Here is a 21,581-nt window from a genome sequence, read left to right on the forward strand (position 1 = left end):
ATGACGAAATGATCGCGACCCCTGGTGACTATGCCTGGTTCTCCTACGAGCGCTTCCCCGAGCTGGCGGAGGCCTACTGCTTCACCTACGTCCGCGGCCTGACACCCGAGCAACTGGTGGTCCGGCTCGGTGGCCGGCCGGAGGATTTCACGCCCATGACGCTTGAGGAACTGATCGAGACTCGCCACAGGAACAGCTACGACACCGCGTTTCTCGGCGCCACGACCGTAGGCGACTGGGTGTTCATCGTTGAGCCCAACGGCGGGCTCGGCACCGATGAAGAAATCATCACTTCGTTGTCGGCGGGAACCCGCCTCGTCTCCCACTTCCGCGACGTCGAAGGCGTCGAGTACTTCTACTGGAGCGAGGATGGAGAGATCCGGTTCAGCTTCATCGCTGATGAAGGTTACTTGGAAGAGGTACCGGACGAGGTCGTGGAGACCATGCAGCGGATCGACGCCGACTACAGATGCCTCTACCCCAGCGACGGGCCGGCGTTCCTCCTGGCCGAGCATCTCACCGGCATCACGCTGACACCGGAGCTGCTGGAGGCGTCCACCTACCTGTGCGGAGTCATCCCCGAACCGAGGTGAGCAGGATCCATCGTCTGTGACCCCCTCGGGCCAGTCGCAGCCGGTGGATCACGCCGCTGCAAGCTCCCGCAAGATTCACTTGGGACACCGTTCCGCACGGACCCGCTATACCAAGCAGCCAGGATGAAAAAACTTCACTGACAGTTTCATGGCAGTTTTCAAGTGCGCAGGTCAGGGCACTTTTCGGCTGCTGATGATCTTCTCTGAGGCCGCAGTATGCAGAAGGAGGCGTCTGCGGGGTACAGGTCGGCGTTGCGCAGGATGCGTTGTCACGCTGGCGGCCGTCGGCCTAGCGCAGGGCCATGACCTGGGCGCGGCTTGGCTCAGCGATGACGGCCTAGGCGACGGTGGCGGGATTCGCCGTTATGTCAGCACAGAGCTTCTGCACTGACATAACGGCGCAGGACAGGTCGGACGGCACTGACGTCACGTGATGTTTTCGGGACGGCTTGACGAGGAGAAAGATGCTCTGACCTGGGGGTTCGTCATCTGCTGTCAATGGAAATCGTCATCAGAATGTCAGTGACGCCTCTGCCGGCGACGGATGGTCTGTCGGCTCGGATGTCCGTCTCTTCACCTAGTCAGATTCGATACCCGACCCCCTTGGGCTGGGGGTGGGCACGGTGTCGGGAGAGGCATTCTCCTGCGTCGACGGCCGCCGCGGCGGAAAGGCGTGAGCGCCTCAGGGACGCTCAGAGAAGTCCCCGCGATGCGCAGGGGTCGGCTTTCGCTTCAGCTCTCGCGTTCGGCGACGAGATCCTCTCTCCAGCTGGCGGCAACGGGTAACACGCGGACCGGTGCAGGTCACAAGCATGTTTTGGCTGGTCTGGCCGATGAAGGCCAGGGGTGTCGTCCGGTTTTGCGTTGTAGGGTCTCAGTCTTCGTGACATCTTGATCTTGCGTGACCTGCGGGTTTCCGCACTGTCTCACTGATGTGGTGAGCCGCTTGTCTCACGATCATGGCGGTTTCCTCACCTGCGGGGACTGATGGTCAGACGGGGTGCTCGTCGAGGATGTAGCGGATGTGCTCGCTCGTGGTTCCGCAGCCTGCGGCGAACTCGCGACGGTCTGATTTTCCGGGCCGCGCACCACTTCAACGGCCTGTCGGGAAGCCTTCTAAACCCGACACCCACTCACCGACGATCGGAGTCCCTGGATCGGACTGCAAAGATCAGCCGAGCGTGAACGTCCTGGCGCGGATACGGCGCTGGCTGGGAGGGTGGACCTCATGATGGAGGACTTGCGGGACGCCGAGCGCCGACTCCAGGCCGCGCAGCTCGCTGGAGATGTCGAGGCGCTGGATCGGCTGCTGGATGATCGGCTGATCTTTACCTTCGGTGCGAACGTTGCGACCAAGGCGGACGACCTGGAGCTGCACCGCACTCGGGCACAGGTGGTGACGAGGGTGGCCGAGGAGGAGTTGACCGTGCTCGCCGATGGGCGCACCGGGGTGACGTGGTTTCTCGGCACCGTCGAAGGAACCGTCTCCGGTGCGCCGTTCGCGGCCAGGATGCGCTACACCCGTACTTGGCTATACGGCGAGACGCACGGCTGGCGAATCATCGCCGTGCACGCCAGCACGACCGATTGACATAGCCGACACGTTGTCCGACGACCGGCCAGCCGGCTGGCCGCCGGCGAGGTTCGACCGCCCCCGGGGGCGGGCCGACGCTGGAAGCCAAGCTATCCCGGCAAGACCAAGGACTGGATCTTGGTATCCCAGCTCCGGTCCATGCACGAAAGGATCAAAGCCAGAGGGATCAGAGACACCCTCTCACAGAAAGGCTGTCTCACCGATCTGGCACATGTGCCAGATCGGTGCCAAGATCGTTGAGACCCTACAGGTGGACTACAGGCCGACGCCTCGCATGGCGTTGTCGCGCCAGCGGTCGATGGCGCGGATGTAGCGCAACACGACCGGGGAGGCGGGGGGCCCAGCGGCCGTGCTTGGCGATGACGGAGACGGGGACGCCCGCGGCGTAAGGCGACGGTGGCACCGCCGGCGCGCAGGCTGTGCGCGGTGAAAGTGTCCGCACCGGAGACGGCGGTGCGGACGGCGAGGTCACGGACGATGACGTTGACGGCGTCGGCGCCCAGCCGGGGGCCGAGGTCGCCGTGCCGGTCGACGCGGCGCAGCAGTCGTCCGGGGGTCTCCCTCGCCTCGGCGAGTACGGCGATCCAGTCGGTCCAGACGGCGACGGGGTCGGTCAGCGGGTGGCTGCCGCGCGGGACGGCGATCGTCTCGTCCCGGCGGTCCTTGTCGGTTTTGGAGGTGCGGACGGTGACCTTCAGCCCATCGGGGACCTCGCGGACGTCGTCGCAGGTCAGGGCGACGAGCTCGGAGCGGCGGCCCATCAGAGCCAAACCGAGGACCAGCGGGAGCCGGTCGCGCAGGCCGATACGAGTGTTCAGGTCGCAGGCGCTGACCATGGCACGCAGCGTGTCGATGCCCACCGGTGGAGCTTCGCGCCGGCCACGGGTTCCGGCCTCGGCGCGGGCGCGTTTGTAGGCGCGCAGGGCCAGGCGGGTGGCGTCGGTGGCGGGCCGGTTGGGGTGGCCGGCCAGGCGGTGCATGGTGCGCACGCAGGCGATGGCCTGCTCGATGCTGGCCGGAGCCCAATCGGCCGCGCACAGCGTTTCGACGTATTGGGCCAGCGTGTCCGGTGGCGGGCAACTCGACCCGGCCGTGCTCGGTGCACCAGGTGGAGAAAGCGGCCCATTGGCGTTCATATGCGCGGCGGGTGTTGGCGGGTACGCCGTCGGCGATGCGGGCCCGGGCCTGGCCGCTGAGCGCGTAGTCCGCCGCAGTGTATCGCCGCTCACCGACGGTCACTGAAGCGCTACGCCGCATCGGCGCGCTGAGCGGCGACCTGCTGAGCGCGGGCGAGCAGTGGAGCACCCAGCTGGCCGCCTTCACCGAGGCGCTGAGCGCCGCGACCACTGGCGCGCTCACCCAGATCGACGCCGCCGAAGAGGCCCGCACCGCCGCCGTGGCCGCCGAACAGCGCGCCACCGAACGCATCATCGCCGCCGGCCGGCGCGCCGCCGTCGCCCAAGACAGGGCCGAGGCCGCGATCGCCGCCAGCGAGAAGACCGCAGAGAAAGCCACCGAGGCGCAGCAGCGCGCCGAGGAGTCCGAACGCAAGGCCTGGCGCGCGGCCGGCGAGCACGAAACCGAACGTGCCCACGCCCAGCAGGACGCCACCGAGTCCGCCCCCCGCAAGGCGTCCTGGACGCCGAACGCCTCCAGGCCAAGGCCGCAGCCGACGACCACGACCGGCAGATCGCCACACTGAAAACCGCGCTGGCCGAGCGCACCACCGCTCTCGATCAGGCACATGCCGACCTGCAAACCGCAGGTAGCCGAGCCGAGCGCGCCGAGACCGACCGGCAGAAGGCACACCAGGACGCTGAGGCGGCCCGCGCCGAGACCGGCCAGGTGCGCACCGAGCTGTCGGGCCAGCTCGCCGGGCTGCGCGCCGAACTCGCCGACCAAGACCAGGCCGTGTGCCAAGCCCAGGGCGAGCGCGACGAAGCCCGGACTGCGACCGCGGTCGCCCAGGCCCGCGCCGAAGCGCTGGCCGAGCGCGCCCAGCACGGCGAGCAGCTGGTCGACCAGCTGCTCGCCCCGTTGCCACCGCTGGAGGACCTGGACGGCACCCCGGGCATCCTCGGGGTTGAGGAACCTGGGAACAGCCGTTGGCGCTGAGATTGATCTTGGTGGGGATGTGGGGTTGATCGTTCCTGGTTAGGGCCTGGACTTCTGGCATATTTGCGCCCGTTACCTGGGGATACGCGGCGGGCTTACGGTCTTGGGTCATGCCGGTGGGATTTTGTCTGACGATCAGGTCAAGGCGTACTCGGAGTTCGAGGAGTTGCCGTCCCTGGCGGATCTGGAGAAGTTCTTCTTCCTGGATGCGTTCGATCGGAACGTGATTGCTCAGTCGCGGCAAGATGCGCATCGTCTGGGCGTGGCGATCCAGATCGGGACGGTCCGGTACAAGGGGCTGTCTTGGAGGACCCCCTGGCGGTGCCTTGGCCTGTGGTGGACTACCTGGCTGTGCAGTTGGGGATCGTGGATCCGTCGCAGGTGAAGCGGTACGGGGTGCGGCCGAAGACGGCGTATGAGCACGCCTGGATGATCCGGGACGCCTATGGCTTCCATGGCTTCGAGGAGCGGGAGACGTGGGAGGGCCGGGTCCTGGCGAAGAAGTTCTTGACGTTCCTGCATGGTCGGGCGTGGACGCACGCGGAGGGGCTGACGGCGTTGTTCGATCAGTCGGCGGCGTGGTTGCGGCGACACCGGGTGCTGCTGCCGGGTGTGAGGATGCTGGAGCGGCTGGTCTCCGGCATCCGGGATCAGGCAGACGATCGGCTGTTCGCGACGGTGGCCCGGCAGGCGTCTCGCGCGGATTCGGGGTTGCCGCGAGCGTTGTTCGGGCTGTTGGAGGTTCCGGAGGGGGCCCTGTTCTCGTATAGCTACCGCCAGGTGGCGTGTAGCGCTGAGTAACTACTTGGTGTTGCGGTCGCGGGCCTTGAGCAGCAACCCTGCGGCCAGTGGCGTTAGCGAGCCGATGGGGCAGGGCTTACCGCCACCCACCGTAACCGGAACGGCCTCGACCAGGCCCTCGCTGCCGTCTGGGACAGCAGCGTGTTCACCGTGACGAAGTTCGACCGGTTCGCCCGCAACATGGCCGAGGCCAACGACACCCTGACGGGCCTGTCTGGCCGGGGCGTCCTGTTCGGTGTCGGCATGACCATCCACGACTGAAGCGGCCCGTTCGGCCGACTGTTCCTTCAGACCCTCGCCATGGTCGCCGAGTTCGAGGCGAACATCGGGCACCAGCGCACCCGCGAAGGCATGGCGCTGGCGAAGAAAAACGGCAAGCTCAAGGGCAAACAGCCCAAACTCCCCGCACCCGCCCGCCGCTCCATCCGCCGCCGCTACGCCGAAGGTGAGGTCTCCCTCGCCGACCTCGCCACCGAATACAGCGTTGGCCGCTCCACCATCCACAACCCGGAGACCTGAGCACCATCGCCCTGACCTGCGGATCAGTCACAGCTGGCGGCTGGTGGTAGCTGCCTTGCCGGTAGTGAGCCCAAAACCCTCAGTGGCCAGGCATTTTCGCAGGCTGGGATCACGAGACGTTAGGCGTCATTCCGCTTGTCCAGCCATTTGAGAATGGCCTGGTTTGTTTCTTCGGGTTTTTCCTGCTGGATCCAGTGGCCGCAGTCCAGGCAGACCACTTCCACGTTGGGCACGAACTCTGCCAGGTTTTCCGACCTCGCGACCGGGTCCCGGTCGCCGTAGATCATGAGGGCGGGCTGGTCGATGATCGAGTCCACGTCCGCCAGGAGGCGCCAGTTGCGGTCGAGGTTCCTGTACCAGTTGATGCCGCCGGTGAATCCGGATGTTTCGAAGGCGGAGACGAGGACGGCCAGTTCGCTGTCGCTCATGATGGGTTCGCCGAGGGGTGTCTGCGCTCTGGCGAGGTTGATCAGTGCCATGCCCGGCTGAGGCTCCGGCGGCGGCTGGTTCTTCCGGTACAGGTTGCGGAGGAACTGGGCGGTGTTGTCTTCGAATACGGCGTCGGCGACGCCCGGCTGCCGGTTGAAGTGGACGAAGTAGAAGTCGCCGCCGAGCATGTCTTCCATGAACTCGATCCACGGCTTTTCCCCGCGCTCCTGGTAGGGCAAGCTCAGGTTGATCACCTTGTTCACACGGGTGGGGTGCAGCAGGGTCAGGCCCCAGACGACGAACGCGCCCCAGTCGTGGCCGATGAAGGTGGCGTCTTGGTATCCGTAGTGGTCCAGGAGCGCGACGAGGTCACCCGACAGGTGTTCGATGTCGTAGTCCGTCACCTCGGCCGGGCTGGAGGAGTTGCCGTAGCCGCGCTGGTTCGGGGCGATGACGTGGTAGCCGGCCGCGGCGAGGGCGGGCATCTGCTGGCGCCAGGTGAAGGCGTGGTCCGGCCAGCCGTGGCAGAGCACGATGGGCCTTCCCGCGTTCTCTCGGCCCGCTTCGAAGACTTCGAGTTCCACACCGTTGACCGGAATGAGGGTGGGCTTGGGGAAATCGGTTGAGGTCATGGCGCCATCCTGGCGCCGAAACCGGTCATCTCATGACCGGTTTGTGTGGGAGCTTTGTGGGCGTGCGAACCGACCGGCTGGTGGCCGTCCTCCTCATGCTGCAACGGCGCGAGCAGGTGACAGCGGCAGAGGTCGCCCGGGAGCTGGAGGTCTCCGAGCGCACCGCCCGCCGCGACCTCGACGCCCTGGCCATGGCCGGGGTGCCTGTGTACTCCACGCAAGGACGGGGCGGCGGCTGGCGCCTGGTGGGCGGCGCCCGTACCGACCTGTCCGGGTTGACCGCGGGTGAGGCCCGCGCCCTGTTCCTGGTCGCCGGCCCGGCCTCGGCCGCGACCCCGGCCGTGAAAGCAGCCCTGCGCAAACTCGTCCAAGCCCTGCCGGAACCCTTCCGCGCCCAAGCCGAAGCAGCAGCATCATCCTTGGTCATGGACCCGCGACGATGGGGGTCGAGCCGGGTCGAGCACCGACCGCCTCGCTTCCTCGACGACCTCCAGGACGCGGTGATCCGCGGCGTCCAGGTGCGGCTCGGCTATGTCGATAGCAAAGGCGCCGAAACCGAGAGGACCGTCCACCCGCTGGGCATCGTCGCCAAAGGCCCGGCGTGGTATCTCGTCTCCCACACCGAGACCGGCCGACGGACCTTCCGGATCGACCGCGTGACATCCGCCGACCCGACCGGCGATCCCGTGCGCCGGCCCGAGGACTTCGACCTCGCCGAGAGCTGGCGCGAGATCGCCGACGAGATCGACCGCAAACGAACACCTCTGGAGGTCCAGGCCGTCTGCGCGCCCCACGCCATAGGCATTCTCCGGATCGGGTTCGGCGACCGACTCGAAGTCGGAGGCACCACGACCGACGGACGCATCGACGTCGTGATCCGCGGCCACGACGACTACACCCTCGCCGGCGAACTCGCCGGGCTGGTCGAATGGCTCGAAGTGACCGGCCCCCCGGGTGTGCGAGACCACCTGGCCTCGATCGGCAACGCGCTCGTCGAGCGATACAGCTGACGCCGGCACGGGCGCTCAGCCCACGTGCTGAGCATGCTCGACGAGCATGATTCGATCGCGGGAAGGTACTGCCGATCGCCTTTCCGTCATCTTCCTGCGATGCCTACGGTTCAGCGAAGCGCAGGTACGCCGACGCGACCTGCAGCTGTCGCACTTCTCGGACCGTGCACCAGCGGAGATCTTCACGCTTCTTGAAGCGGACAAGACGGAGTTTCGAGAGCTGAGGTGCCCAGCAGATTCCGGACAGTCAGTTGCATGAGCTGATACAAGCGCCGGGTCCGGCCAGTCCACCGCGATGGGCACTAAGGCGGGCGCCAGGGTGGGGCCGGTCCCGCCGCGTGGGTCCTGCGGGCCGGTCCGCCAGGCGGCCGGAGCATCCCGGTGGCCGTCGTCGAGGCCACCACCGACCTGGCGCCCCGCGGCGGTGCCCTGGGCGCGGTGACCCAGCAGACTCCCGACCGCCACCGTCCCGCCGTCACTCAAGATCAACTATTTGGCGGCCGGTGTCACGGTTCTTACCAACACCTCTGGTGGCGCCGACCCGAGTGGAGGGCCTTGTCCCCCTGCCGGTGGATGCCGACAAACGTCCCGCACGAGAGCCTGGGGCGCATGAACGATGATCTCTACTCGGATCACCACTGGCGTTCTCTGTTTGAGACCGTCTACACCCACGAAGGTGGGGGGAGGTGGCTGGTCGACGAGCTGTTGCGGTGGCTGCGGAAGCACCCGGCACACGTGGCGGAGGTGCGGGAGGCGGGTCGGCCCGAAAGTCACCTGATCGCTCTGGGCAAGCCGCCCCCAAAGGGGTACAGCCCGCTGCAGCGGCTGTATGCCGTGAGCCGCATCCTCGATCTGCTCATCATGAACTACCAGGAGACCTCCCCTGACGATGCCCGGCCGATCCCGGACGCGCTTTTCCCCGCAACCGAGGTCTATCCCGTCTTCTGCGATGCGCTGGGCGCGACCCGGATCACCCGACGGGGGTTTCACCCGTTCTTCCACGAGATCGTCGAGGTGCGGCAGGCCGACGACCTCGACGAGCCGCCCTCGATCGTCGAGGAGCGCTGGCCCGGATACCTGATCGGGTCCATGCTGCTGATGCGGGCCGGAGTCGTCGTCACCGCCGGGGCGAGACATCTGGTCGCGGGGGTCGCCGACCGCTCCACCCTGTACTGGACCTACCGGCGCCGGTCACGGCCGTACTACGACCTCTCGCACGACTGGGGGAGCAACTCGCAGTGGGCGACCGACTTTCGCCGCGACTACCTGGTCGACGGCCGGTTGCACTACAACGTGGAGGCGGCTCTGAGGCCGGAGGACCACAGGCTGGAGGAGGATCTCGACCCGGCGTCGATGATCGAGATCGTCCGGCACCGCTGCAGCACCGTTATCGATCACGGCAGGGACCTGTACCCCTATCACCACCACCATGTCGAAACCGCCCCCGCAGACTGACTCAATACGGGCATACAACAGCGTTCCTACCGGCACCCTGAGTACGGCGCTCGGCCTACCGTACGGCCGTCGACATCGCTGAGCACGCCTCCTGGGCCGAGGTGGCGTGGGAGGCGACCAACCCCTACGTCGTCACTGAGCAGGAGATGGGGCGAGCCTCCCGCATCGTGCTGGCCCACGACCTGGCCCGAGGAAAGGTACGCCGGGTCACCCGCTGGGAGTGGCTGACCGGCATCACCGGCGCCGAACGCGAGGAGCTACGCCGCCAGCTCGACAACGACGAGTTCTGACCACGACCCGCGCCCGCGGCCGGCACCGTCACATCGCGTCGAGGCGGGCCAGTAGCGCGGCCGCAGCCGCCGCCCGGGCGGCCGCTTTACTGGCCCCGCTCCCCTGGCCGCGGACCGGCGTGCCGGTGGCGAGCAGGTGGGTGGCGGCGGCCGCGGTGAAGTCCGGCGTGTGCGAGGGGCCGATCGAGTTCACCGTCCAGGCGACCGCCTCGATACGACCCCGCTGGGTCTGCTCGTTCAGCATGCTCACCGGATGACGCTCGTCCGGATCCGTTCCGCTCGACGGTCCCGATGACCTTGTCGCCGTCGTCTTCGCCGTCACCGGCCTTCGAGGAGGCTGAGTGCAGAAATTAGCGGTAGAGGGCCCTCCACTCGGGTCCGCGCGACCAGCCCCAAAGTAGCTCTCTGTAATCGTCGTTACATTCTGTTAGCGGCTGGCCAGTCGTGTTCGGAAGAGTGCCCAGGCTGTCCTTTCCGTTGGAAGTGGTGGAGTTCCGATCGGGCAGGCCCCGCCGATCGCAGCAGAGCTGCACCAGTCGGTGTGTTCCCGGGCATCTTCGTTCTCTGCGATTTCCCAGGTCAGATGCATGCAGGCGTGCGTGTATCTGTCACACGGGTAGTGCTGGTGACGGCTTCGCGTAGCGGCTTTGCCGCTTCAGGCAGCGCGCTGGCGGGCGCGCCAGGCCGCCGTACGGCATCGCGGCCGGTCATAGACAGTGTCACGGCGGACGTCCACGCCGGGGACGAACCATGCGCCACAGACCGGGCAGTGCCGCCCGATCTCGTCCTGCAGGCCACGCGCTGCGGCGATCCCCACCGCGACGGCCTTCTTCCAATACAGGCGGCCTCGGCGGGCCTTCGCCCGGCACGCCACGCCGCAGTAGCGCGCGTCGGCCCTGGCCGTGGCGCGCAACGGCCGCCAGCACTGCCGACACCGGCGAGACTTCGCCATACATCAACCGTACGCCCCAAAAATGCCCCCACCTTCAGTTGGCCTGTCGTTAAGGAAGCTGTCACCAAGTACACGCGGGCGCGTTGAGCCTGATCAGTGGGTACGGCGGCGGGGCGCCAGGACCTCGGTGACCTTGGCGATGGCCTCAGGTCCGGGTTTGACGTAGCGCATGGCGGTGCGGGGGTTCTTGTGCCGGGTCTTGCCCATGATGAGCTGGAGCGGGATCTCGGCCTCGCCGAGGTGGGTGGCGGCGCTGTGGCGCAGCTGGTGCAGGTCGAGTCCGGCGTGTTTGTCGAGCAGGACGCGGGCGCGGTCGTAGCCGAGCCGGGCGCGGCCGGTGTGCGGGCAGATGTCGGCGGCGGCCGGGCGACGGGCCGGGACTGGGCGCCGTTCGGATAGGAACACCGGCCCGCGGGTGCGTGCGCTGCCGTCGGGGAGGCGGAGCAGGCGGGGCAGCAGATGGGCGGTGCCCGTCTCCCAGTACACCCACTCCACGGCGCCGCCCTTGGACCGGACGGGAGCGCGGCGGTGCTCCAGGTCGAGGTCCTCGACGTTCAGCGCCAAGATCTCGGCGGCCCGGGCCGCGGTCTCGTACAGCATCCGCCACAGCGCCCGCTCCCGCAGCGGGATGTCGCGGCGCGACAGCAGCCGGTGGATCGTGGTCTTGGCCACGGCGCGGGTCTCGTCGGCGCTCTCCTTGCGGCGTTCGGCCTCGGCCGGGGCCGATGGGGCGGCCCAGTGCTTCTTGGTCTGGCACCAGGCGAGCCAGGAGGTGATGGCGGCGCGGTTGCGGTTCCAGGTCGCCGGCGCGCTTGCACCCCACAGTTCGGCGAGCGCGGTGCCGATCTCGATGTCGGCGATCTCGGCGAGCGGACGGTCACGGCCGAGCAGTGCGATGGTGCGGTCGATGGCCGAGGCGTAGGCGCGGTGGGTGTTGGGGTTGGCCGTGCGCGCCGTGGCGAGGAATGCGTCAGCGGCCGCAGCGAGCGTGACGTGCCCGCCGCGCAGAGCGGAGACTTTCGGTGCCGTGCTCATGCCGGCCGCCGGGCGATGCTCGCTGAGCCGGCGTGGGTGATGTACCGGATAACGTGCCGGAGTCGCGCACCATCCCGGCGAGGGGTTCTCCTGGTCGCCGCATCGCCGTGATCGCTCATGTACGTGATAATAAGCGATTATCACGTACATGAGGTGGTTGGCGAACCGTGGGGTCGCCGCGACGATCATCAGCGCGCCTGCGTAGGTTTCCTCTCCGTTCCGCTGTTGCCAGAAGGTTCCCGGTTTTGTCCTGCTTGGAGGTCAAGCGGGGCAGCGTTGAAAATCTATGGCCGTCAACCTCGATGGTGACCGGGTCGGAGTGGGCGGCGAGACTGTCGTACGAGCCGAGGCCTGTACACCGACCCACCCGACGAAGATGCGGCAGGAACAGGGAAGCTAACTGTGGTCCGTCACCGCCAGGGTGCGCAGGACGCAGAACTCGTTGCCCTCGGGGTCGGCCATGACCACCCAGCTTCGGTCTGGGCCTTGGGCCACATTTGTCTTGACGGCGCCGAAGCCGAGCAGTCTGGTCACCTCGTCGTCGGTGCCGGCGTCGATCGGGCTGACGTCGAGGTGGAGCCGGTTTTTCACGGTCTTGCCCTCGGGCACCTGGATGAACAGCAGGGTGGGGGGCATCTGGTGGGCCAGCACCTGCTCGACGGTCGGCTCCCAGGAGCCGATCTCGACCTTGCCTTCGTTGCGGTCGATCACGGTGAAGTCCAGGACCTCGCACCAGAAGGCCGCGAGTCGCTCCGGATCGTGGCAGTCGATGATCAACTCGGTGAGTCTACTTGTCATGTCTCTCTCCGATGTTTGAAGGCGTTCCGAACCATGCGGAGAGCGCCTCACGCAGCGAGGGCGTGGCGGTGCCGTCGGGTTCGTCGATGGGTGCGGCCCAGGCGATGTGGGCGTCCGGGCGGATCAGCAGGGCGTCGGCGGGTCGCTCGTCGGTCTTGGCGGTGCGGATGTCCACGCGGTCTCGCCAGTCCTGGGCGATCTCGCGGAGGTCGGGGCGGCTGGCGAGGTCGAGGAGGATGGGCCGGGCGGGGTGCAGGAGTTCGGCGACGCTGGTCACGCCCTGGTCGGTGTGCAGGGTGAGGTCGGGCGCGAAGGTGCCGGTCAGGGGGTGGGGGTTGGTGCCGGGCATCGGGTAGCGGATGTCGGTGCCGGCGACCATGGCTCCCATGCGGCGCAAGGGCTGCTCGTCGGTGACCAACTCCTGGAACATCTCACGCAACGCTTCGGCGGCCGCGTCGTGCCCGCGTCGCAGGGCCACTTGGGCGCGGGTGTGCAGCATGGTGCGGACGCCGGCAAGATGGCGTTCGGTGTGGTAGGTGTCCAGCAGACCGGCGGGCGCCTGGCCGTGCAGGTCGGCGGCCAGTTTCCAGGCCAGGTTGACCGCGTCGAGCAGGCCGGCGTTGAGCGCCACGCCGGTGGCGGGGAACAGGTGGGCGGCGTCGCCGGCCAGCAGGATGCGGCCCTTGCGGTAGTGCTCGGCCTGGTGGGCCTTGAAGGTGAAGCGCGACAGCCGGGTCGATCCGGCCAGGGGCAGGTGCGCGCCGAGCACGCGGTGGATGCTGTCCTGCAGTTCGGTCAGGGTCATCGGGACGTCGTCGTCGTACTCGGTGCTCTCGTCCTCGATGGTGTAGAGGGAGACGCTCGTGGCGCCGGGCGAGGAGCCGATGCCGAGTAGGCCGTGGTCGGTGCGGGTGAACCCGGCGCGGATGGTGCCGAAGCCGGGGACGTCGAGGTCGCCGTTGCCGAGCACGGTCACCGTGTCGGGCAGGGTGACCTGGGCCAGCCGGTTGACCTCCGGGTAGGTGATGCCGGGGAAGCCGATGCCGGCCAGGTCACGCACCCGACTGCGCGCGCCGTCGCACCCTACGAGGTAGCGGGCGCTCAGCTGGTACGGTCCGTCCGGGCACAGCACGTCCACCCGCACCCCGGCGTCGTCCTGGCTGATCCCGGTCACCTCGTGCCCGCGGCGGATCTCGGCGTCGAGTTCGCCGGCGCGGTCGTCGAGCAGTTGCTCCAGTTGTTGTTGCGGGAGCGGCAGGGCGTGCAGCGGCGGGTCGGTCAGCTGGGTGAGGTCCAGGTGCACGCCGCCGAACGGGAAGCGGGGCGGCGGGACGGGGCCGGTGCAGGCCGCTTCGAAGCGTTCCAGCAGGCCGCGGAAGCGCAGTAGTTGCAGGATCTGCCCGCCGAGGCCGCCGGCCTTGGGGACGTCGCGGCGGTGCGGCTTGCGCTCCAGCACCAGCGGCCGTACGCCGGCCAGGCGCAGCTCGGCGGCCAGCATGAGGCCGGTGGGACCGGCTCCTACGATGATCACATCGGTGTCGGTCACGGGGCTTTTCCTTCTTCGAGGGTGCGGGCCACGGTGGAGGCCGGGGTGTGCAGGATGCCGTCGAAGGCGTCCAGGACGGGGGTGTGCAGGAAGGTGCTCTGCAGCCGGATGCGGTCGGGGCCGGTGGCGGCGAGCTGTGTGCGGGCCGGGCGAAGGCCGGCGATGCTGAGCCCGAGGCCGGCTCCGGCGAAGGCGGCTTCGACGCTGCCCGGCTCCGGCGGCTGTAGCGCGGTGTCCTCGATGCGGAAACCGAAGCGCGCTTGCTCGTCGCGGATCATTTCTCCGGTGTGGCCGCCGGTGCTGGTCAGGCCGAGGGCGAAGTAGGCGTCGCCGAGCGCGTTGTGCAGGTGCTGCCCCATGGGGAAGCCGGTGAGCTGCCCGTTGAAGGAGATGGGTGCCTTCTGGATGTGGGCGTTGTGGGCGGCCAGCACGATCCGGGTGCCGGGCTCGCAGCGCTCCAGGTGCCACAGGAGCGACCCAGCCATGTAGACGTCGCGGGCCGAGGTGTCGGCGGTCAGCCCGGTTCCAGCGAACAGGCCGGCCATGGCGCGGAAGCCGTAGTCGGCCTGGCAGGCGCCTTCGAGGCGGCGCAGGGCGATGTCGTAGGCGTGCCGGTCGCCGCGGGAGACGTACAGCGGCGCGACGGCGCGGAAGCGGATGAGCAGGCGGGTCAGGGCGGCGGTGAGGGCGTCCTGGTCGGCGGCGGGCAGGCGGGCCCACGCGGGCGCGGCCGAGGCGGCGGAGGTTCCGGCGAACGATTCGGCGATCCGCGTCGCCGTCTGGACGGCCGGGAGGGCTTCGGGGTCGATCTGGCGCAGGTAGTCGGCGACCGGGGTCAGGGCGGGGAGCAGGGATCCACCGGCCGCCGGGATGTCGATGCCGGCGAACCGCACCGGCCGCGGGGCCTTGGCGTTGTGCCGGCGGATCCAGCGCAGCGGGTCGCCGACGCCCACGGGGACCGCCTCGGCGAGGTGGGCCGTCAGGTCGTCGTCCGTGCCCTGGCCCTGGGCCCAGGCGTCGAGGGGGAAGCCTTCGCTGAAGCCGTACTCGAAGGCCAGGACGGTGAAGCCGCAGCGTTCGACCAGGAAGCGCAGCAGGCGCCGGCGCAGGCGGATGAACTCGTCGATGAAGTGGGAGTGCTCGCCGATCGCGACGACGCGCGCGTCGCCGATGAGGTCGCGTAGCGGCTCCAGATCGTCGAGCGGCGCCTCGGGGTCAAGGTGGGTGAGCGGGGCGGCGTGGCGGGCCAGCCAGCCGGCGAACGGGTCGGGGTGGGGAGAAGCGGGCATGCTGATGGCTCGATTCTGGTGCTGGACGGTCAGCGGAGGGGGCTCAGGCGTGCGCGGCCGCGACCTGCTCCAGGTCGCAGATGCTGCCCGACATGATGGTGCGGACGTGCTCGGTGATGAGCTGGAGCGGCCAGTCCCACCAGGCCACGGCCAGCAGCCGATCGACGTCGGCGTCGCTGTGGCGGCGGCGAATGAGCTTGGCCGGGTTGCCGCCGGCGATGCCGTAGTCGGGCACGTCGTCCACGACGACGGCGCCGGAGGCGATGATCGCGCCGTGGCCGATGCGGACGCCGGGCATCACCATGGCCCGGTAGCCGAACCACACGTCGTTACCAACCACGGTGTCGCCTCGCCCGGGCAGGCCGGTGATGAGGTCGAAGTGCTCGGCCCAGGATCCGCCCATGATCGGGAAAGGGAAGGTCGAGGGGCCGTCCATGCGGTGGTTGGCGCCGTTCATGATGAACCGCACCCCCTCGCCCAGCGCGCAGAACCTGCCGATGATCAGCTTCTCCGGCCCGTAGTGGTAGAGCACGTTACGGGTCTCGAAGGCGGTCGGATCATCGGGGTCGTCGTAGTAGGAGAACTCGCCGACCTCGATCAGCGGCGAGGTGACCAGCGGCTTGAGCAGCACCAAGCGGGGCTGCCCGGGCATGGGATGCACCACGGTCGGGTCGGCGGGAACATGCATCACGCAAGAATCTTCTTTCCGTGAGGGTGGCGATGGTGAGGTGAAGAACCGTGAGGACGGTGGGTGACCTGGTCGTTCTTATCCGTACGGAACGTTCCGTACCGATAGGATGATGTCCAAGGCGGCCGCCTGCTGTCAAGTACGGAACGTTCCGTACGGATAGAGTGTCGGCATGACCGACACGCCCCACCGCCGCGGCGCCGACCGGACCGAGGCCATCATGCGGACCACGCTGGAACTCGGCCAGGAGATCGGCTACGCCAAACTGAGCATCGAGGCGGTCGCCGCCCGAGCGGGCGCCAGCAAGCAGACCATCTACCGCCGATGGGCATCCAAGGCGGCCCTGCTGCTCGACTCCCTGTTGTCGCCGAACGAGCCCGGCCTGGACTACCCCGACACCGGCGACATCATGGCCGACCTGCGTGCCCAGATCCACTCGGCCGTCGATCTGCTGGCCGAGCCACCCTTCGGCCCCTTGTTCAGAGCCCTGATCGGCGAGGCGCAGCACGATCCCCAGATCGCCGCCGCGCTCAACGAGCGCTTCATCGCCCCACAGGCCGACAAGACCGTCGCCCGCCTGCGGACGGCCCGCGAGCAGGGACAGCTGTCGCCCGGCTTCGACCTCGACCTGGCGATGGCGATCCTGTCCGGCCCGCTGTACTTCCAGCTCCTGATCACTCAGGAGCCACTGACCCATGCGTATGTCGACCAGATCCTCGACGCTCTCTTCGCCGGGATGGGCCCCCGCTGACGCATATGACGTCCGATGTTGTTGATGATGTACGTTCCGGTTCCAGTTTGGATTAATGCGACATTCTATACATTAAGATAGTGCCATGACGCAGTCCACCGAGCAACCCGAGGTCCGGGCGGAGCCCCGCCGCCGCCCGGGCGGCCGTACCGAGCGCACCCGCGCTCAGGTACTCGACGCGGTCGGCGCCGAACTGGCCGAACGCGGCTACGACGCGCTCACCCTGGACGCCGTCGCGGCCCGCGCGGGCGTGCACCGCGCGACCGTGTACCGGCGCTGGCGGGACGTCGGCGGCCTGCTCGCCGACCTCTTCGCGGCCACCGCGGACGACGACTGGCAGCCCGAGGACACCGGCTCCCTGGAGGGCGACCTCGCGGCGCTCAACCGGGAGAACCTGGTGGCACTGACCGTCCAGCCGTCGATCGCCGCGGCCCTGCTCGCCGCCTCCTTCCGCTCCGAGGAGGCCGCGCGCGGCCTGCGGCGGCTGTGGGCGGACCGCTACGCCCGCTGCGAGGTCATCGTCGCGCGCGCCATACGACGCGGCGAACTGCCGCCGGCCACCGACGCGCGGCGACTGCTCGTCACCGCCACCGCACCGCTCTACCACGAGGTGATGCTGCTGGGCACACCGCCCGACCCGGACCTGCCGGGCCAGGCGGCCAAGGCCACGGCCCTCGCCGCCAAGGCGGGCGCCTTCACCTGCCCCACACCCGCAAACGACCCCTCTTAGGCGCCTGCCCGATATGCCCCTACCAGAACAGGTCCGTCACCGACGAGAACATGCTGTCCATGGCCCTGCATCTGCGCGACCAGGACCTCAGTCTGCGCGACATCGCCGCCCGGCTCGTCATCACCAGCGGCGCGAAAGAGGGGCTGTCACCCCTCGGCCGCGACCGTCCTGCACATGCTCCGCGAACATGACGAAGCCGCCGCAGGACTGGCCTCAGCCACGGGCTGACCCGCGACGACGCACGACTGACCGTCAGCAGAAAGGCATTCTGACCTCACGCGAGCCGGGCGTTTGTTGTGTCCCCGGGCTTGCAGAGCTTCGGCTGCGCTCGTCTAAAGTCCTTGTGTGGCGGACTTGTTCGGCAGCGCTGCACCGTATTACGCGCGATACCGCCCGATGTATGGGGAAGCGGCAGTCGAGCACCTGGCCAGAGCGCTCGGCGCGGACACCCGGGTGCTGGATCTGGGCTGCGGTCCGGGAACGATCGCGATCCCACTCGCCAGTCAGGTGAAGACGGTGCTCGCCGTGGATCCGGCAGAAGAGATGCTGGTCGAGGGGCGGCGACTGGCCGCCGACATCATCAACATCATATGGATTCAGGGCGACTCGACCACGCTGCACGCGTTGCCGCCGTTCGACCACGTGGTTATGGGCAGATCATTTCATTGGATGGACCGCAGAGTGGTGCTGGCGGAACTGGATGAGCTACTGCCGTCTGGCGGCGCTGTGGCTCTGATCGGACCAGCAAGGTTGTCGGCAGGGCCATGGCAGCCGTGCGCGCAGCCGTGGCAGTCGGTCGAGCGGCGTGTATGTGCTGACTTCGACCTCGAGATAGATGCAGCGGCCAACTGTTTTCACGCCACGGACGAACATCACCACGACGTCCTCGCCGCATCGCCGTTCAGCGACCTGGAATCCCGTACGTTCACGAGGCCGCTGGCGTGGGACGTCGAGGGGCTAGTCGGGCTACAGCTCTCCTACTCTTACAGCTCACCCGCCGTACTCGGCGATCGGCTGAACGCCTTCGTTGAGGCGCTGAGTAAAGCGCTGCTCGCCGACAATCCGACGGGTCAGTGGGAGCAACAACTGATGACCGAGATGCTGATTGCCAGGCGGAGGCGGCGCTGAGTCTGGCCCAAGACCACGCCGTCTATGCCGAACCCAACATCTGGGTCCGTCATCTGCTGGTCACAGTGGCGGACCCAGCGGCACGCCGTCCAGCTCCAGGTGGCGGCTCATATCGAGCTCGAAGCGCCCGTACAGGTTCAGGTGGGACCAGAACAGAGCCGTCAGCCCGCGCCGGTCGGCTGGGCTCAGCCGTTTTCGCCAGGCCGGATCCCGCAGCACGATCTGGATCAGATGCGTGTTCAGGTAGGTGATGGCCGCGGCGATGAGGTGCAGCGCCAGCGCGGAGACCTCGACGTTCTCCCGGTCGTCGCCGGTCAGGTCGCCGGCCTTGCCGTAGAACAGGTCCTTGCTGGCGGAATTGAAGTTCTCCACCAGGTTCAGGCCCTCGTTGATCTCCCGCCTCAGTTCCTCGTCCGCAAGGTAGTCGCAGATGAAGATTGTCCTGATGACGCGGCCGAGCTCTTCGATCGCCTGGTAGGTGGGATGCTTGGGGCCGCCGCGGGTGAAGCGGCGCAGCATCTGGTGCGACTCGGCAGTGCGCAACCGCAGCGCGGTCGCGTACTTGATCATCTGGTCGTAGTGGCGGGCGATCACATCCCAATCGATGGTCTTGTTCGACAGCACCGCCTCCAGGCGCGGCCACGCCTCGTCCTCGCCGGTCCCCGGCCGGTACAGCCGCGCCGACCCGATGTTCTTCAGCCGCGGCAGCAGCTTGAAGCCCAGCACTTCGGAGAAGGCGAACCCAACGATCGAGGCGCCGTGGGTATCGGTGTACTCGCGATCGATCTCCGCATCGGTCAGGTGCCGCAGCAGGCCCTCGATCATCGAGGCCACCTCGGAGGCGGTCGTGGACGTCACCTGGCTGTAGATGCACACCGACCGCCGTTCGACGTGCCAGTAGACCATGATCCCCGGCCCGTGGTAGCGCTCATGCCATTCGGTCATGAAATTCGCCGACCAGGATCCGAACTTGCGCGAGTCGGACGCGCACGAGGTGCCCTCGCCCCACAGCACCGTGTCGCGCGCCTTCAGGGTGGCGTTGACGATGAGGCGGATCGCCTCGCGCAGGTTGTCGCGGTTGATGAACAACCGGCGGGTGCGCCGCAGCGTCGCCTCGTTGTCGAGCTGTCCGGGCGGCAGCGCGGCCGCGGCCACGCCGTCGGCCACCCGCTTGATCCCGACGTTCGTGCCCAGCCCGTACAGGCAGAGCAACAGCCGTCTTTGCAGGACCGCCTCATCGATGACGGTACGCGAGGCCACCGAGGTGAAAGCGTCGGTGTAGTCGGTGACGTGGGCCACTTCCTTGAGCACGTCCAGCAGGTCGATCACGCCCCACCGGCGGGAGATCTCCGCCTTCAGCGCCTTCAGACCCGTCGGCTCCTCCTGCTTGCCCAGCGGCGGGACGCTGATCCACGGCTCGCCCTTCTTCCGCGTGATCTTCACGCCGCCGGTGGTGCCCTTGCGCATCGCCGCCTCCAGCCGATCGAGCGCGGCGGTGTGGCGGCGCTGCAGATCGGCGATGAACGCCGCCGGGTCACGGGGCTTCTTCAAGGCCTCGTAGTGCACGTCCCGGTTGTCGTCGAAGTCGGCCGGCAGGTCCGCCTCAGGGTTGCGCCAGATCTTGCCGCCCTCGACCCAGATCTCCCGCCGGCGGATCGCCTTGCGCAGCGCCACCAGCACGCACAGCTCGTACGGGATGCGCTCGATTCGGCCGCGTTCATCGGCCACCGCCTCCCGCCAGTCCTCGGGCACCACGTGCTCGATCGGCACCGTCTCGGTGGCGTCGTAGAAGACGGCCTCGGAGTCGGCGTAGCGGTCCACCAGCTTCAGCGCGTCCATCACTGGCTGGAAGGCGGTGTTGTTGCAGTGGAAGTCCAGCGCGCGCAGCAGCTTGGGCAGGCCGCGACGGTAGTGGCGTGAGTAGGAGCCGCGCAGCTTGGTCCGCACCCGGGTACGGAACTCCTTCTCATTCGCCTTGGCCTCGGCGATGATGTCGGCCAGCGTGGCCGTGCCCACCACCGGGTAGATCGCCTTGCGGACGAGTTCCTCGGGCAGGTCCAGGGCCGCCTGGGCAAGCCGGGCCAAGATGCCGTGCTTGCCCTGCACCCGCCGGAACTCACTGCTCAGCTCGTGTTCGACCTTCTTCTCGGCCCGCACGCTGATCTTGTGCACGAGCTGGATCAGCAGCTCCACCAGGCCGTCGATCATCTCCGCCTTGCGCACCCAGCACAGCGCCGTCAGCAAGGTCAGCCGGATCGGCTCCGGCGCGGCAGCGAAGTCGGACGGGTACATGCGCATCGCCCGTGCCCGCCACGCCTCCACGACCTTTTCTGAGGTCCCCTCGAACAGGTCCTCCGGTAACCCGATGGCCTTGACCCGCTGCAGCTTGACGATCTCCGTCAGCAGCGTCTCCAACTGCAGCGGTCCCGGGTCCTCCTTCAGCTCCTGCAGGAAGCTGCGCACTTCGGTCGGCCCGGCCTCGCCCTCCGGGGCAGGGTCGGGGACCGCGATCAGATCCTCCAGCGCGACGACAGCCGAGACAGACAGCCGCTGCGCCGTGGTGGTGGTGAACTCCCGCTCGAACATCGCCTCGGCCGCGTGGCCAGCCGTTCGATCTGCTTGGGCGTGGGCGGCTCGGTCCGCTCCTCCCGGCAGCGGGCCAGCAGCGCGGCACGCAGCCGCTCCCGCGACGTCTCCACTGGGCAGATCTCGTCGGCCAGCCAGAAGATCAGCTTGTCCTCGTCGGCGACCGTCGGCTGCCGAAAGCCGTGAAAGCGGCGGATCTGCGCCCGGTGATATTCGATCGTGCTGCCCGACCAGCGGTACTCGGCGAAGAGAGCCGCATCCACCTTCACCTGGCCGGCCATGTAGTTGACCGCGGCCTTCGGCACGTCCTCCCGGCGCGGAAATCGGCCCTCCAGCTCGAAGAACTTCAGCATCAGCGCGAACCCGAGACGGGTGGCACCGCTCTTGTTCGCCAGTAACTCGACCTCGGCCTCATCCAGTGTCCAGCACTCGATGAGGTCCTCCAGCTCCCACTCTCTGCGCATCGGCAGGGACCCTTTCTCCCCCGATCGCTATAGATGCGCAAAGCACCCTGCTCTGCACAGATGTCGCTACGGTCCAGTACCGCCCATCCGTGACCACTACGTACTGCTTCTGAGACATTACAGAGAGCTACTTTGGGGCTGGTCGCGCGGACCCGAGTGGGGGGCCTAGAGAGTTG

The 21,581-nt window shown here is 68.0% G+C and carries 22 protein-coding genes and 2 pseudogenes; 13 read left to right on the forward strand and 11 right to left on the reverse strand.

Translation table 11 applies throughout. The annotated features are described in order from the left end of the window. Positions 1 to 8: 8 nt before the first annotated feature. Both AB0K21_RS40475 and AB0K21_RS40480 read left to right on the forward strand, forming a co-directional pair. The gene (locus AB0K21_RS40475) at positions 9 to 593 is read left to right on the forward strand and encodes a DUF6461 domain-containing protein (RefSeq protein ID WP_364157789.1); all 585 of its coding nucleotides are present in this window, start codon (positions 9 to 11) and stop codon (positions 591 to 593) included. A gap of 1,228 nt (positions 594 to 1,821) precedes the next feature. Then, positions 1,822 to 2,184, forward strand: coding sequence for a nuclear transport factor 2 family protein (locus AB0K21_RS40480; RefSeq protein WP_189143089.1), 363 nt, complete (start codon positions 1,822 to 1,824; stop codon positions 2,182 to 2,184). A gap of 92 nt (positions 2,185 to 2,276) precedes the next feature. Here AB0K21_RS40480 and AB0K21_RS40485 read toward each other — a convergent pair whose 3' ends face one another. Further along, positions 2,277 to 3,176: a hypothetical protein gene (locus tag AB0K21_RS40485; RefSeq protein ID WP_364157793.1), complete on the reverse strand. Its 900-nt coding sequence runs from the start codon at positions 3,174 to 3,176 to the stop codon at positions 2,277 to 2,279. Between the two features lie 224 nt (positions 3,177 to 3,400). Between AB0K21_RS40485 and AB0K21_RS40490 the strand changes: the two genes are divergently transcribed. The 4 genes and pseudogenes from AB0K21_RS40490 to AB0K21_RS40505 all read left to right on the forward strand — a co-directional run. Then, positions 3,401 to 3,889, forward strand: coding sequence for a hypothetical protein (locus AB0K21_RS40490; RefSeq protein ID WP_364157796.1), 489 nt, complete (start codon positions 3,401 to 3,403; stop codon positions 3,887 to 3,889). Positions 3,890 to 4,032: 143 nt separating this feature from the next. After that, positions 4,033 to 4,302: a hypothetical protein gene (locus AB0K21_RS40495; RefSeq protein WP_364157799.1), complete on the forward strand. Its 270-nt coding sequence runs from the start codon at positions 4,033 to 4,035 to the stop codon at positions 4,300 to 4,302. A gap of 166 nt (positions 4,303 to 4,468) precedes the next feature. Further along, a pseudogene (locus tag AB0K21_RS40500) lies at positions 4,469 to 5,103 on the forward strand (DUF4158 domain-containing protein). Positions 5,104 to 5,190: 87 nt separating this feature from the next. Beyond that, a pseudogene (locus AB0K21_RS40505) lies at positions 5,191 to 5,622 on the forward strand (recombinase family protein); the annotation flags it as partial. Positions 5,623 to 5,741: 119 nt separating this feature from the next. Here AB0K21_RS40505 and AB0K21_RS40510 read toward each other — a convergent pair. Further along, on the reverse strand, positions 5,742 to 6,683 hold the full coding sequence (locus AB0K21_RS40510) for an alpha/beta hydrolase (protein ID WP_364157802.1): 942 nt from the start codon (positions 6,681 to 6,683) through the stop codon (positions 5,742 to 5,744). A 56-nt stretch (positions 6,684 to 6,739) separates the two neighbouring features. Between AB0K21_RS40510 and AB0K21_RS40515 the strand changes: the two genes are divergently transcribed. The 3 genes from AB0K21_RS40515 to AB0K21_RS40525 all read left to right on the forward strand — a co-directional run bounded on the left by AB0K21_RS40515 (position 6,740) and on the right by AB0K21_RS40525 (position 9,438). Further along, positions 6,740 to 7,693: a WYL domain-containing protein gene (locus tag AB0K21_RS40515; RefSeq protein WP_364157805.1), complete on the forward strand. Its 954-nt coding sequence runs from the start codon at positions 6,740 to 6,742 to the stop codon at positions 7,691 to 7,693. Between the two features lie 609 nt (positions 7,694 to 8,302). Further along, positions 8,303 to 9,148, forward strand: a complete 846-nt coding sequence (locus AB0K21_RS40520; protein WP_364157808.1) for a hypothetical protein — start codon at positions 8,303 to 8,305, stop codon at positions 9,146 to 9,148. 101 nt (positions 9,149 to 9,249) lie between these two features. Continuing rightward, the gene (locus tag AB0K21_RS40525) at positions 9,250 to 9,438 is read left to right on the forward strand and encodes a hypothetical protein (RefSeq protein WP_343971168.1); all 189 of its coding nucleotides are present in this window, start codon (positions 9,250 to 9,252) and stop codon (positions 9,436 to 9,438) included. A gap of 28 nt (positions 9,439 to 9,466) precedes the next feature. Here AB0K21_RS40525 and AB0K21_RS40530 read toward each other — a convergent pair whose 3' ends face one another. The 7 genes from AB0K21_RS40530 to AB0K21_RS40560 form a co-directional block, all read right to left on the reverse strand. Continuing rightward, the gene (locus tag AB0K21_RS40530) at positions 9,467 to 9,688 is read right to left on the reverse strand and encodes a hypothetical protein (RefSeq protein WP_364157811.1); all 222 of its coding nucleotides are present in this window, start codon (positions 9,686 to 9,688) and stop codon (positions 9,467 to 9,469) included. 405 nt (positions 9,689 to 10,093) lie between these two features. Next, positions 10,094 to 10,390, reverse strand: a complete 297-nt coding sequence (locus tag AB0K21_RS40535) for a hypothetical protein (protein WP_343971162.1) — start codon at positions 10,388 to 10,390, stop codon at positions 10,094 to 10,096. Between the two features lie 93 nt (positions 10,391 to 10,483). Continuing rightward, on the reverse strand, positions 10,484 to 11,425 hold the full coding sequence (locus AB0K21_RS40540) for a site-specific integrase (RefSeq protein WP_364157815.1): 942 nt from the start codon (positions 11,423 to 11,425) through the stop codon (positions 10,484 to 10,486). 396 nt (positions 11,426 to 11,821) lie between these two features. Next, positions 11,822 to 12,223 carry a VOC family protein gene (locus AB0K21_RS40545; protein WP_364157818.1) on the reverse strand — a complete coding sequence of 134 codons (402 nt, stop codon included), beginning with the start codon at positions 12,221 to 12,223 and terminating at the stop codon, positions 11,822 to 11,824. Next, entirely contained in the window at positions 12,213 to 13,769 is a 1,557-nt protein-coding gene (locus AB0K21_RS40550; protein ID WP_343971152.1) for an FAD-dependent monooxygenase, read from the reverse strand. The genes AB0K21_RS40545 and AB0K21_RS40550 overlap by 11 nt, the downstream gene beginning before the upstream one ends. Continuing rightward, positions 13,766 to 15,058, reverse strand: a complete 1,293-nt coding sequence (locus tag AB0K21_RS40555) for an erythromycin esterase family protein (RefSeq protein ID WP_343971149.1) — start codon at positions 15,056 to 15,058, stop codon at positions 13,766 to 13,768. The genes AB0K21_RS40550 and AB0K21_RS40555 overlap by 4 nt, the downstream gene beginning before the upstream one ends. A 43-nt stretch (positions 15,059 to 15,101) precedes the next feature. After that, on the reverse strand, positions 15,102 to 15,746 hold the full coding sequence (locus AB0K21_RS40560) for a CatB-related O-acetyltransferase (protein ID WP_343971379.1): 645 nt from the start codon (positions 15,744 to 15,746) through the stop codon (positions 15,102 to 15,104). A 172-nt stretch (positions 15,747 to 15,918) separates the two neighbouring features. On the opposite strand from AB0K21_RS40560, the gene AB0K21_RS40565 reads away from it, so the two are divergent. From AB0K21_RS40565 to AB0K21_RS40580, 4 genes are all read left to right on the forward strand, one after another. Next, on the forward strand, positions 15,919 to 16,497 hold the full coding sequence (locus AB0K21_RS40565; RefSeq protein ID WP_364157822.1) for a TetR/AcrR family transcriptional regulator: 579 nt from the start codon (positions 15,919 to 15,921) through the stop codon (positions 16,495 to 16,497). A gap of 85 nt (positions 16,498 to 16,582) precedes the next feature. Next, the gene (locus AB0K21_RS40570; protein WP_343971143.1) at positions 16,583 to 17,227 is read left to right on the forward strand and encodes a TetR/AcrR family transcriptional regulator; all 645 of its coding nucleotides are present in this window, start codon (positions 16,583 to 16,585) and stop codon (positions 17,225 to 17,227) included. Positions 17,228 to 17,286: 59 nt separating this feature from the next. Next, positions 17,287 to 17,418: a hypothetical protein gene (locus tag AB0K21_RS40575; RefSeq protein ID WP_343971140.1), complete on the forward strand. Its 132-nt coding sequence runs from the start codon at positions 17,287 to 17,289 to the stop codon at positions 17,416 to 17,418. Positions 17,419 to 17,572: 154 nt separating this feature from the next. After that, positions 17,573 to 18,355 (forward strand): class I SAM-dependent methyltransferase, encoded by a 783-nt coding sequence (locus AB0K21_RS40580; RefSeq protein ID WP_343971137.1) that lies wholly within the window; start codon positions 17,573 to 17,575, stop codon positions 18,353 to 18,355. A gap of 60 nt (positions 18,356 to 18,415) precedes the next feature. On the opposite strand, the gene AB0K21_RS40585 is transcribed toward AB0K21_RS40580, so the two are convergent. Then, complete coding sequence (locus AB0K21_RS40585) at positions 18,416 to 20,941, reverse strand: Tn3 family transposase (RefSeq protein WP_364157827.1); 2,526 nt, start codon at positions 20,939 to 20,941, stop codon at positions 18,416 to 18,418. Next, the gene (locus tag AB0K21_RS40590; RefSeq protein WP_364157830.1) at positions 20,866 to 21,405 is read right to left on the reverse strand and encodes a DUF4158 domain-containing protein; all 540 of its coding nucleotides are present in this window, start codon (positions 21,403 to 21,405) and stop codon (positions 20,866 to 20,868) included. Before AB0K21_RS40590 ends, AB0K21_RS40585 begins: the two co-directional genes overlap by 76 nt. Positions 21,406 to 21,581: the final 176 nt, after the last annotated feature.

The organism is Streptosporangium sp. NPDC049248 (genome assembly GCF_040678965.1).
Classification (GTDB): domain Bacteria; phylum Actinomycetota; class Actinomycetes; order Streptosporangiales; family Streptosporangiaceae; genus Streptosporangium; species Streptosporangium fukuiense.

Bases quoted from the DNA above. Each gene is read 5' to 3' on its own strand.
- AB0K21_RS40475 (WP_364157789.1), top strand. From the start codon at position 9: ATGATCGCGACCCCTGGTGACTATGCCTGGTTCTCCTACGAGCGCTTC.
- AB0K21_RS40480 (WP_189143089.1), top strand. From the start codon at position 1,822: ATGATGGAGGACTTGCGGGACGCCGAGCGCCGACTCCAGGCCGCGCAG.
- AB0K21_RS40510 (WP_364157802.1), bottom strand. From the start codon at position 6,683: ATGACCTCAACCGATTTCCCCAAGCCCACCCTCATTCCGGTCAACGGT.
- AB0K21_RS40520 (WP_364157808.1), top strand. From the start codon at position 8,303: ATGAACGATGATCTCTACTCGGATCACCACTGGCGTTCTCTGTTTGAG.
- AB0K21_RS40535 (WP_343971162.1), bottom strand. From the start codon at position 10,390: ATGGCGAAGTCTCGCCGGTGTCGGCAGTGCTGGCGGCCGTTGCGCGCC.
- AB0K21_RS40540 (WP_364157815.1), bottom strand. From the start codon at position 11,425: ATGAGCACGGCACCGAAAGTCTCCGCTCTGCGCGGCGGGCACGTCACG.
- AB0K21_RS40545 (WP_364157818.1), bottom strand. From the start codon at position 12,223: ATGACAAGTAGACTCACCGAGTTGATCATCGACTGCCACGATCCGGAG.
- AB0K21_RS40555 (WP_343971149.1), bottom strand. From the start codon at position 15,058: ATGCCCGCTTCTCCCCACCCCGACCCGTTCGCCGGCTGGCTGGCCCGC.
- AB0K21_RS40560 (WP_343971379.1), bottom strand. From the start codon at position 15,746: ATGCATGTTCCCGCCGACCCGACCGTGGTGCATCCCATGCCCGGGCAG.
- AB0K21_RS40565 (WP_364157822.1), top strand. From the start codon at position 15,919: ATGACCGACACGCCCCACCGCCGCGGCGCCGACCGGACCGAGGCCATC.
- AB0K21_RS40570 (WP_343971143.1), top strand. From the start codon at position 16,583: ATGACGCAGTCCACCGAGCAACCCGAGGTCCGGGCGGAGCCCCGCCGC.
- AB0K21_RS40575 (WP_343971140.1), top strand. From the start codon at position 17,287: ATGGCCCTGCATCTGCGCGACCAGGACCTCAGTCTGCGCGACATCGCC.
- AB0K21_RS40585 (WP_364157827.1), bottom strand. From the start codon at position 20,941: ATGTTCGAGCGGGAGTTCACCACCACCACGGCGCAGCGGCTGTCTGTC.
- AB0K21_RS40590 (WP_364157830.1), bottom strand. From the start codon at position 21,405: ATGCGCAGAGAGTGGGAGCTGGAGGACCTCATCGAGTGCTGGACACTG.